The 10,544-nt window shown below is 43.8% G+C and carries 13 protein-coding genes; 5 read left to right on the top strand and 8 right to left on the bottom strand.

Going from position 1 to position 10,544, the window contains the following annotated elements; genetic code table 11:
• The coding region (gene htpG / locus ACO59Y_RS06935; protein ID WP_486131847.1) for a molecular chaperone HtpG at window positions 1–1,837 on the top strand (1,837 nt) is incomplete at its 5' end.
• A gap of 45 nt (window positions 1,838–1,882) precedes the next feature.
• Here the strand turns inward: htpG and ACO59Y_RS06930 are convergent.
• Together ACO59Y_RS06930 and ACO59Y_RS06925 are read right to left on the bottom strand one after the other, a co-directional pair.
• Window positions 1,883–2,224 carry a helix-turn-helix domain-containing protein gene (locus ACO59Y_RS06930; RefSeq protein ID WP_486131845.1) on the bottom strand — a complete coding sequence of 114 codons (342 nt, stop codon included), beginning with the start codon at window positions 2,222–2,224 and terminating at the stop codon, window positions 1,883–1,885.
• Window positions 2,208–2,468 carry a type II toxin-antitoxin system RelE family toxin gene (locus ACO59Y_RS06925; RefSeq protein ID WP_486131843.1) on the bottom strand — a complete coding sequence of 87 codons (261 nt, stop codon included), beginning with the start codon at window positions 2,466–2,468 and terminating at the stop codon, window positions 2,208–2,210. Before ACO59Y_RS06925 ends, ACO59Y_RS06930 begins: the two co-directional genes overlap by 17 nt.
• Before the next feature lie 131 nt (window positions 2,469–2,599).
• On the opposite strand from ACO59Y_RS06925, the gene ACO59Y_RS06920 reads away from it, so the two are divergent.
• Genes ACO59Y_RS06920 through ACO59Y_RS06910 form a run of 3 tightly spaced genes read left to right on the top strand, consistent with a single transcriptional unit; the run spans window position 2,600 to window position 4,787 of the window.
• On the top strand, window positions 2,600–2,944 hold the full coding sequence (locus ACO59Y_RS06920; RefSeq protein ID WP_486131841.1) for an ArsC family reductase: 345 nt from the start codon (window positions 2,600–2,602) through the stop codon (window positions 2,942–2,944).
• A 27-nt stretch (window positions 2,945–2,971) separates the two neighbouring features.
• On the top strand, window positions 2,972–4,105 hold the full coding sequence (gene dapE, locus ACO59Y_RS06915) for a succinyl-diaminopimelate desuccinylase (protein WP_486131839.1): 1,134 nt from the start codon (window positions 2,972–2,974) through the stop codon (window positions 4,103–4,105).
• Window position 4,106: 1 nt separating this feature from the next.
• On the top strand, window positions 4,107–4,787 hold the full coding sequence (locus ACO59Y_RS06910; RefSeq protein ID WP_486131837.1) for a M15 family metallopeptidase: 681 nt from the start codon (window positions 4,107–4,109) through the stop codon (window positions 4,785–4,787).
• A gap of 288 nt (window positions 4,788–5,075) precedes the next feature.
• On the opposite strand, the gene rapZ is transcribed toward ACO59Y_RS06910, so the two are convergent.
• The 6 genes from rapZ to yjgA all read right to left on the bottom strand — a co-directional run bounded on the left by rapZ (window position 5,076) and on the right by yjgA (window position 8,918).
• Window positions 5,076–5,942 carry an RNase adapter RapZ gene (gene rapZ, locus ACO59Y_RS06905; protein WP_486131835.1) on the bottom strand — a complete coding sequence of 289 codons (867 nt, stop codon included), beginning with the start codon at window positions 5,940–5,942 and terminating at the stop codon, window positions 5,076–5,078.
• 22 nt (window positions 5,943–5,964) lie between these two features.
• The gene (gene ptsN / locus ACO59Y_RS06900) at window positions 5,965–6,468 is read right to left on the bottom strand and encodes a PTS IIA-like nitrogen regulatory protein PtsN (RefSeq protein WP_486131833.1); all 504 of its coding nucleotides are present in this window, start codon (window positions 6,466–6,468) and stop codon (window positions 5,965–5,967) included.
• Window positions 6,469–6,470: 2 nt separating this feature from the next.
• Complete coding sequence (gene lptB, locus ACO59Y_RS06895) at window positions 6,471–7,196, bottom strand: LPS export ABC transporter ATP-binding protein (protein ID WP_486131831.1); 726 nt, start codon at window positions 7,194–7,196, stop codon at window positions 6,471–6,473.
• A 3-nt stretch (window positions 7,197–7,199) separates the two neighbouring features.
• Window positions 7,200–7,715 (bottom strand): lipopolysaccharide transport periplasmic protein LptA, encoded by a 516-nt coding sequence (gene lptA, locus ACO59Y_RS06890; protein WP_486131829.1) that lies wholly within the window; start codon window positions 7,713–7,715, stop codon window positions 7,200–7,202.
• The gene (gene lptC / locus ACO59Y_RS06885; RefSeq protein WP_486131827.1) at window positions 7,696–8,301 is read right to left on the bottom strand and encodes an LPS export ABC transporter periplasmic protein LptC; all 606 of its coding nucleotides are present in this window, start codon (window positions 8,299–8,301) and stop codon (window positions 7,696–7,698) included. The genes lptA and lptC overlap by 20 nt, the downstream gene beginning before the upstream one ends.
• An 80-nt stretch (window positions 8,302–8,381) precedes the next feature.
• The gene (yjgA, locus tag ACO59Y_RS06880) at window positions 8,382–8,918 is read right to left on the bottom strand and encodes a ribosome biogenesis factor YjgA (protein WP_486131825.1); all 537 of its coding nucleotides are present in this window, start codon (window positions 8,916–8,918) and stop codon (window positions 8,382–8,384) included.
• An 88-nt stretch (window positions 8,919–9,006) separates the two neighbouring features.
• Here yjgA and pmbA point away from each other — a divergent pair, with 88 nt between their 5' ends.
• Complete coding sequence (pmbA, locus tag ACO59Y_RS06875) at window positions 9,007–10,362, top strand: metalloprotease PmbA (RefSeq protein WP_486131823.1); 1,356 nt, start codon at window positions 9,007–9,009, stop codon at window positions 10,360–10,362.
• The last annotated feature ends 182 nt before the right edge of the window (window positions 10,363–10,544 follow it).

Raw genomic sequence — 10,544 nt, 5'->3', positions numbered from 1 at the left:
ACAACTTCTCCAATTAATGATCCATTCTTTGTATTCCAACAAAGAAATTTTCTTGCGCGAGCTGATTTCCAATGCCTCCGATGCGGCGGATAAACTCCGTTTCAAAGCCCTTTCCAATCCCGATTTATATGCCGGCGATGGCGAATTACGCGTGCGTATCAGCGCAGATGCGGAAAAAGGCACCTTGACTATCAGCGATAACGGCATCGGGATGACTCGTGAACAAGTGATCGATCATTTGGGTACGATTGCCAAATCCGGAACAAAAGAATTTTTGACCGCACTTGGGCAAGATCAAGCAAAAGATAGCCAGCTTATCGGCCAGTTCGGCGTGGGCTTTTATTCTGCTTTTATCGTTGCCGATAAAGTGACGGTGAAAACCCGTGCAGCAGGCGAGCCGGCTGATAAAGGCGTGCTTTGGGAATCTGCCGGCGAAGGTGAGTATTCCGTGGCGGATATTGAGAAAAAATCCCGTGGCACCGATGTGATCTTGCATTTGCGCGAAGAGGAAAAAGAATTCTTAAACGATTGGCGTTTGCGTGAAATTATCGGTAAATATTCCGATCATATCGGTTTGCCGGTGGAAATGCTGACCAAAGAATATGATGACGAAGGTAAAGAAACCGGCGAAAAATGGGAAAAAATCAATAAATCCGATGCCCTTTGGACACGTTCTAAAAACGACATTTCCGACGAGGAATACAAAGAATTTTATAAACACATCAGCCACGATTTTGCCGATCCACTTTTATGGGCACATAACAAAGTAGAAGGTAATCAGGAATATACCAGCCTGCTTTATGTGCCAAGTAAAGCCCCTTGGGATCTATTCAATCGCGAGCACAAGCACGGTTTAAAACTTTATGTGCAGCGCGTGTTTATCATGGATGATGCGGAACAATTTATGCCGAATTATCTGCGTTTTATGCGTGGTTTAATCGACAGCAATGATTTGCCGTTAAATGTATCCCGTGAAATTTTGCAGGATAATAAAGTGACAGCAGCATTGCGCAAAGCTTTAACCAAACGTTCGTTACAAATGCTGGAAAAACTGGCGAAAGAGGATGCGGAAAAATACCAACAATTCTGGAAAGAGTTCGGTTTAGTCTTGAAAGAAGGGCCGGCAGAAGATTTTGCTAACAAAGAAGCGATTGCGAAATTGTTGCGTTTTGCTTCAACCCACAATGACGGAGCCGAACAAACCGTATCTCTGGAAGACTACGTTTCCCGTATGAAAGAAGGGCAAAAAGCCATTTATTACATTACGGCAGACAGCTATGTGGCAGCAAAAAATAGCCCGCACTTGGAATTGTTCAACAAAAAAGGCATTGAAGTGTTGCTGCTTTCCGACCGCATTGACGAATGGATGTTAAGCTACTTAACGGAATTTGACGGCAAACCGTTGCAAAGTATCACCAAAGCGAACTTGGATTTAGGCGATTTGGCGGATAAAGAATCCGACGCGCAAAAAGAACAAGATGAAGCCTTTGGTAGCGTGATTGAACGCGTGAAAACCTTGCTTGGCGATCGTGTAAAAGACGTGCGCGTGACCCATAATTTAACGGATACGCCTGCCGTGGTATCCACCGACAACGACCAAATGACCACGCAAATGGCCAAACTTTTTGCCGCCGCAGGTCAACCGGTGCCGGAAGTGAAATATACGTTTGAATTAAATCCGGAACATCACTTGGTGAAAAAAGTCGCCGACATTGCCGATGAAGCGGAATTTGCCGATTGGGTGGAATTGTTGTTGGAACAAGCTATGCTTGCGGAGCGCGGTTCATTAGAAAATCCGGCGGCGTTTATTAAGCGTATCAATAAGTTATTGGGTTAATGATGTAAAAAACGCCTTAGTGTCAAGCTAAGGCGTTTTTTTATATTAAAAATCCAGTTGTTCCGCTTTAATACCCAACGCCGTCGCGACTTTAGTTCGCATTGTTTGGGTTAACTGCTCCGCATTTTCATGTTGTGAGTAAGCGGATTGGCTGATTCCCATTCGAGCAGCCACTTCTGATTGCGTCAATCCCAAATATTCACGCCATGCTCGTGCTGCAGAATAGTTATGATCAAAACTGAGATCGACGACTTCAGCCGGCACACCATCATCAAGGCTTAAATGAGGTTGCTCAAATTTCAGTTGAAATTCGTGGTAAGGGACGAGGACATAAGCCGGCATGCCTTGTAAGTCATTGATAATCTGATAATTAGTATGTGTTTTCATCTCGTTTTTTCACCTCTTCAATATGAATAACATAAACCTCACCATCGGCACCTGTATTAAAAAAGACACGATAATTGCCTACTCGCAGACGGTATTGGTACGGGTGGTTAGTAAGCGATTTTATATTTTGGCAATTGGGGAAAGCGGATAACCCACGGCATTTCTCACGGACTTGTGTGGCCTGTTCCCGTTGAATTTTTTTGAGTTGTTTAATTGCCTTTGTTTTATAAATCACTTGATACATTTAAGCGTCCTTGCTTTAAGATTATAAGTATTTTATAAGTTATTTATAATTAAAGATAGTGTTTTCAAGTTAAGATTTCGCTTGATTTACGCTACAATTTCTCAGCGATTAATTATTATTGAGGAAATTTTATGATCACCGTTTACGGCATTAAAAACTGCGACACTGTGAAGAAAGCCTTGAAGTGGCTTGCGGATCACAATATTGAACACAAATTGCATGATTACCGCGTGGATGGCTTAGAAGCGAGTTTTTTAGAAAAAGCCGAAGCACAATTCGGTTGGGAAAATTTGGTGAATAAACGCAGCACAACTTGGCGCAATCTCAATGAAGACGTGAAAAAAACGTTGTCAAAATCCACCGCACTTTCCGTGCTTGTCGAGAATCCTACACTGATTAAACGCCCGATTATTTTGCAAGAAGGGAAGGCATTGATTGGTTTTGACGAAAAAGAATATCAAGCTGTTTTTGCCTAAAGTGCGGTGATTTTTTTAGGAGTTTTTATGCAAGAAAAAGTGGTTTCTCTGGCGCAAGATTTAATCCGCTGTCCCTCTATTAGCCCGAATGACGAAGGCTGTCAGCAACTCATTGCCGAACGTTTAGAAAAATTAGGCTTTCAAATTGAATGGATGCCGTTTAACGACACCTTAAACTTGTGGGCAAAGCATGGTTCGGGGGAACCGGTGATTGCTTTTGCCGGGCATACGGATGTGGTGCCGACGGGCGACGAAAGCCAATGGACGTATCCGCCCTTTGAGGCAAAAATTGTGGACGATGTGCTTTACGGGCGTGGCGCAGCGGATATGAAAGGATCGCTGGCAGCGATGATTGTAGCGGAGGAAGACTATGTGAAAGCCAACCCGAATCATGCCGGCACAATCGCTTTGTTGATTACATCCGATGAAGAAGCGGCTGCGAAAGATGGCACGGTGCGTGTGGTGGACACCTTAATGGCGCGCGGTGAGAAAATCACGTATTGCATGGTGGGCGAGCCGTCCAGTTCGAAAACCTTGGGCGATGTGGTCAAAAATGGTCGTCGCGGTTCGATTACAGGCAACCTCTATATTCAAGGCGTTCAAGGCCATGTGGCATATCCGCATTTAGCGGAAAATCCGATTCATAAAGCGGCTCCCTTCCTACAAGAACTGACAACCTATCAATGGGACAACGGCAATGAATTTTTCCCGCCAACCAGCTTGCAAATCGCCAATATTCATGCTGGTACGGGCAGTAATAATGTGATTCCGGGTGAGCTTTACGTGCAGTTTAATTTGCGTTATTGCACGGAAGTGACGGATGAAATGATCAAACAAAAAGTCGCCGAAATGTTGGAAAAACACGGTTTGAAATATCGTATTGAATGGAATCTTTCCGGCAAACCATTTTTAACCAAACCGGGTAAATTATTGGATTCCGTCACGTCTGCTATTGAACAAATTACGGGTGTGACACCGCAAGCAGAAACAGGCGGTGGTACGTCGGATGGACGTTTCATTGCGCTGATGGGCGCGGAAGTGGTGGAGTTCGGCCCACTCAATGCCACCATTCATAAAGTGAATGAATGTGTGAGTGTCTCCGATCTTGGCAAGTGCGGTCAGATTTATCATCAAATGTTCGTGAATTTATTGGATAGCTAAAATGAAATTAACTCCAGAAATGCTCACCGGTAAATCGCGCACGCATTTAATCCATTTACCGACACCGCATTCGCCAAACCATTTTTTACAGGCGGAAGCGGCAAAAGCCTTTCAAGGCTTACAACAAAGTGCGGTTAAAAATGGCTTTAATTTACAGCCGGCGAGTAGCTTTCGTGATTTTGCGCGCCAACAACTTATTTGGAACGGTAAATTCAGCGGTGAGCGTAAAGTGCATGATGATTTCGGCACCGCATTGGAGTTAGGTCAGTTGGACGATTGGCAAAAATGCCTGGCGATTTTGCGTTGGTCTGCCTTGCCGGGGGCGAGCCGTCATCATTGGGGCACGGAAATTGATATTTTCGATCCCGATTTATTGCCGCAAGGACAGACGTTGCAACTTGAGCCTTGGGAATATGAAAAAGGCGGTTATTTTTTTGAATTGAGTGAATTTCTCACGGAGAATCTACCGCACTTTGATTTCGCACTGCCGTTTATGCAGATGCCGAAAAATAAAAAAATCGGGCGCGAGCCTTGGCATATTAGCTATTTGCCGTTGGCGGAACAGGCGGCTAAACAATTTTCGTCAGAGATTTTAACCTTGTCTTGGCAAAATGAAGAGATTGGCGGGAAAACAGCACTGCTAGAAAATCTTGAGCAGATTTTTGCCGAATATATCGTTTAATAAAAAAACATCCGACAATATCTAAGGCTTCAATGCGGTGCTAATTCGCACCTTCGTTGCAGATTTCCAATTATTGGCTTTCCTAATGAGGTGGTGGAAACCGCATTAGGCTTTGTGGAAGAAGCTTAGTCGAAGTATAAGCGTGATGCCAAAATAGCACCGCATTGGAACTGGCTCCAATGCGGTGCTGATTTCACTCTTCGTTGTGAGTCTTCAGTGTCGCTTTTGCGGCGAAGGCAAGAATAAATTAATTTGTTGATTTATAAGGGATTTAGCCTATTTTTTATTTTAGGCTTGTGTCTTATTTTTTTGCCGTTCAAGAGATTTATGCTGAATCTGTACGTTTTTCCCTTTAGCTTGAAAATATTCGCCGATTTGTTGGGCGATATACACGGAGCGGTGTTTGCCTCCGGTGCAACCAATCGCGATGGTTAAATAGCTGCGGTTATTTTTTTCCAACATCGGCAACCATGTTTCAATGTAGTTTCGGGTGAGATAAATAAATTCGTTCACTTCCGTATGGCTGTTCAAAAAATCTGCGACCGGTGCATCTAAGCCGGTCATCGGGCGAAGTGCCGGATCCCAGTGCGGGTTAGGTAAAAAACGCACATCAAACACATAGTCCGCATCAAGCGGAATACCATATTTGAAACCGAAAGATTCTATGATAATTTTGAGCTCTTTATCCGTGTTGCCACGTAAAAATTCGCGCAAGCGCTCTGCCAAAGTGTGGGTAGAAATATGCGTGGTATCAATAATCAAATTTGCGTGTTGAACCAGCAGTTCGAGTTGTTGATATTCGGCATCAATTGCAGCTTCAAGGGAAAGATCTTTACTGGAAAGCGGATGCAAACGGCGCGAATCGCTGTAACGACGGATCAGTGTACTACGGTCGGAATCTAAGAAAATAATTTTAGTGGCGTACTGTTGCTGAATATCATTTAGGATTTGATTCAGCGAATGAGTCGAATCGGGCAAATTGCGAATATCCAGACTGATAGCCACCGCACTTTGAGTTTTAGCGAGAATATCGGCAAGTTGCGGCAGTAAGTCTAGAGGGAGATTATCCACGCAGTAATAGCCCATATCCTCTAATGCGCGTAATGCCACAGATTTTCCGGCGCCGGAGCGGCCGCTGATAATGATAATTTCCATAAAAACCTCTCAAGATATGCGATTAAGCGGTTTGTTTCTCGTCGGAAACTGTCGATTTTTCAGTTTGATCGGCAATTTCAAAAATTTGCCAAATTTCGTCCGTATTTTGAGCCGAACGTAATTGTTTCAGAAAGTTTTTGTCGGCGAGTTTTTCCGTTAAATCGGAAAGCACGGGAATATAATTTTGGCATTGTTCTTCCGGCACCAGTATGGCGAAGATCAAATCTACCGGTTTACCGTCCGGCGCATCATAATCAATCGGTTGTGCCAATTGCATAAAAACAGCGATGGAGGCATTGGTGGTGCCGCTCGGCATTTTTGCTTTCGGCATGGCAACACCGTTGCCAAGGCCAGAATTGCCGAGTTTTTCACGGTTAAATAAACATTCAAAACAAGCTTGTTCGCCTTTGTCACAATGCATTTTTTCCGTTACGAAATTTGCAATGGATTCGAAAAGTCGTTTTTTGCTGGAAAAGCAAACGCCCTGACGGATATTTTCAGGGCGAAAGAGTTCGGTTAATTTCATCTTTATAATTTAAATTGTTCACCGAGATATACGCGTTTCACGTGTTCGTCATTCATCACTTCTTGCGGTGTACCGGTGGCAATAATTTTGCCTTCGCCTACAATATAAGCGCGTTCGCACACGTCTAGGGTTTCACGCACATTGTGGTCGGTGATTAATACGCCCAAACCGCGACTGCGTAAATCAGTGATGATTTTCTTAATGTCGGTGACAGAAATCGGATCAACGCCGGCGAAGGGCTCGTCTAACAAAATGAATTTTGGGTTTGCCGCCAGTGCGCGCGCGATTTCCACACGACGCCGTTCCCCGCCGGAAAGCGCTTGCCCAAGGCTGTCACGAATGTGACCGATATTAAATTCTTCGATTAACTCATCCGCTCTTTCTCGGCGTTGCTCAGGCGTAAGATCTTTACGGATTTCTAATACCGCCATTAAGTTATCGTAAACGCTTAAGCGACGAAAAATAGAGGCTTCTTGAGGTAGATAACCGATCCCACGTTGCGCGCGACTATGCATCGGAAGGAAACTAATATCTTCACCGTCAATGACGATTTTGCCTTCGTCTTGACGAACCAATCCCACAACCATATAGAAAGTAGTGGTTTTGCCTGCACCGTTCGGTCCGAGTAAGCCGACGATTTCATTGGAATGTACGGTCAGGCTGACATCGGAAACCACTTTGCGGCTTTTATAACTTTTCGCGAGAAATTCCGCATGTAAAACAGACATCGATTATTTCGTCCCTTTTTGTTGTAATTGGGCTGGAATCAGCAGTGTTTGTACGCGAGATTTACCGCCGTTAGCCTTTAACTGCTGTTTTTTCACATCATAAGTAATGCGTTCGCCGTTAATTTTGCTATCAAGCTGTTTTAACTCCGCATTGCCGGTTAGTGTTAAGAACTCGCTACCAAGATCGTAGTGCACTTTGTTCGCTTTACCATCCACCGGTTTGCCATCGTCCATGAGTTGGTGGAAGGTCACCGGATTGCCGAATGCTTCCACGGTTTCTTTGTTGCCGGAATTTGTTGCCGGACGGGTGATCACCACTTTATTGGCGTTAATTAAAATTGAACCTTGAGTAATCACTACATTATCGGTGAATGTTACTACGCTGCTTTCCATGTCTAGGGATTGATTATCCGACACGATATTAATTGGTTGATTGGAATCCTCTCTTAAGGCGAAAGCAGAAAGGGAAGTCATCATCAAAGTGGAAATGAGAAGAAGTTTACGGTTTGCTAATTTCATAATATGTTTTTACTTGTTCCTTTAAGGTTGCCGCTTGCTGGCGTAAATTTCCGACCATTTTTAAACCGGTGGAATTAAAATTTTGTCCATTAATTTTAACGGCTTCGTCCGATGTAATATCTTGTGTTTTTAAATTTACCGTCGCCGATTCAGTTTCAATACGTTGCAGACGGGAAGCCGGCGTCAAACTTTCCACTACCACATCGCCTGTTAGATAAAGCATCTCGTCTCTCGTGAGCACCGCATTCAGCGCGCTTAATTTCCAACTTTGCGTTTCCGGTAATTTAACCGACTCATTTTTTGGCACGGAATTATCGGCGGGAAAATCGAACAGATAAACCAACGGCGCAGTAAAGTTAGTTTTACCGTTTTGGCCGAAATGTTCCACTTTCTCGGAAAAGGCTAAATATTGTTTCTTACCTTCCGGTGAAAAAACGGTGGTTTCCATCTTATTACCGATATAATCCGGGCTGTCCGGCGTTTTAACCAAGCTTTGCAAATCGCTGTCGTCTTGATTAAGCGAATAATACCAACCTAGTAAACACAGCGAGGCGAGAGCAAGAACGCTATTCCAACGAATATTCATAAAAAATGTTTAAATCCTGTTCAAAAGAGTGACAAACCATATTTTTTACGGTTAAACCCAAAGATGCCCGGTCGGTAGGGTTAATCTGTCAGCATCAACGTTTTTAATATTTGATAAATTTCACGATAAGCTTTGGAAGGCTTGTTTTGCGCTTGTTCCTTTTGCGCGGCACGTATTAAATTACGTAGTTGTTGGCGATCTGCTTTCGGATAATCGTTCAATAAGTTGGTGAGTGCTGCATCGCCTTTTTCCACCAATTCGTCGCGTACTTTTTCCAATTTATGCAACATCGCTTGTTGTTGATTATGTTTGTTTTCAATTTTGGCAAGGGCTTCACGAATTGGCTCCACATCCATACCGCGTAATAATTTACCGATATACTGCAACTGGCGGCGGCGCGCTTCTTTTTGCAAGCGTTGAGCAAGTTCCACTGCATCCAGTAAAGAATCGTCAAGCGACATTTTAGTCAGATTGGCTTTGGTTAGGTTCACCAGTTTTTCACCGAGTTGTTTGAGTTCTTCCGCATCACGTTTGATTTCGCTTTTACTAACCCAAATGATTTCTTCTTGTTCTTCATCTTCCCAATCAAAAACGTCTTTCTTTTTGCCTTTTGCCATGTCATTCCTTTTTTGAAATTTGGCGCGCATTTTAGCATAAACTTTGGAAATAAGATAAAATGCGGCAAATTTTTACCGGGGTAAACTTATGAAAACAGTTGAAAATCAGACCGCACTTTTGAAGGCGCAACAACAAGATTTACGCGATGCGGTGAGTTTTGCTCTTGAGACTGCGCAAAAAGCGGGCGCAACGGCAGAAGTGAGCGTTACTAAAGTGAGCGGTTTGTCCGTTTCTACCCGTTTGCAGGAAATCGAAAACGTCGAATTTACCAATGATGGCGCGCTAGGTATTTCCGTTTATCTAGGACAACAAAAAGGCAATGCATCAACTTCTGATTTAAGCGAGCGCGCAATTAAAAATGCAATTGAAGCTGCATTGGCGATTGCCAAATATACTTCTCCTGACGACTGTGCGGGCTTAGCCGAAAAAGAATTGATGGCATTTGAGGCGCCAGATTTAGCACTGTATCATGCTGCCGAAGTGAACGTGGAACATGCTGCGGAACTGGCGAGACTCGCCGAGAGCACCGCATTGGAAGCAGATGAACGCATTGTGAACAGTAATGGCGCGAGCTTCAATTCGCACTGTGGCGTGCGTGTGTACGGCAATACGCACGGGATGCTGCAAAGTTATTTGTCTAGCCGTTATTCATTGTCTTGTTCTGTCATCGGCGGCATGCAAGATGCCTTAGAAAACGATTATGAATATACGGTCTCGCGCGAATTCGACAAATTGTGTTCGCCGATTTGGGTGGGTAAAAATTGTGCGGAAAAAGTACTGGCACGCTTAAATCCGCAAAAACTCACCACGCGTGAAGTGCCGGTGATTTTCTTAAATGATGTGGCGACCGGCCTTATTTCGCACTTTGCCGCAGCAATTAGTGGCGGCAGTTTGTACCGTAATTCGAGTTTTCTGTTAGATCAATTGGGCGAACGATTATTACCGAGTTGGTTTAACCTTAGCGAACGTCCGCATTTATTACGTCGCTTGGCATCGACGCCATTTGATAGTGAAGGCGTGCGCACACAAAATATGGAAATCGTACAAGATGGCGTGCTGCAAACCTATTTATTGACCCATTACAGCGGTAAAAAACTTGGTATGCAAAGTAACGGGCACGCCGGCGGTATTCATAACTGGTTGGTACAACCTAATTTAACTGGCGGATTAAGTGCTCTTTTGCGCGAAATGGGCAGCGGTTTGTTAGTCACTGATGTGATGGGGCAGGGGGTGAATATCGTAACCGGCGATTATTCCCGTGGTGCCTCCGGTTTTTGGGTAGAAAACGGTGAAATTCAATATCCTGTAGCAGAAATCACCATCGCCGGACGATTGCAAGATATGTTGAAAAATATGCTTGCTGTTGCCGACGATATTGAGCATCGCTCAAACATTCAAACCGGTTCGATTTTATTGGATAAAATGAAGATTTCGGGAAATTAATTTAAGATTGAGAATAATTCTTATTGACAATAAGTTCTTTTCTGTTAGTATGGCCACATCTGTTCAGTAGCGATTGCAGATTGCTCCGACAGGTAGAGTAGAAAGTAAATTCGTTAGGGTTAAAAAGGCTGAAAGTTTAAACTTCAGCCTTTTTTTTGTAAAATGCCCACCAGATGATTGCT

Source organism: Rodentibacter sp., from assembly GCF_057314195.1.
This window is presented reverse-complemented; position numbering and strand designations above follow the sequence as displayed.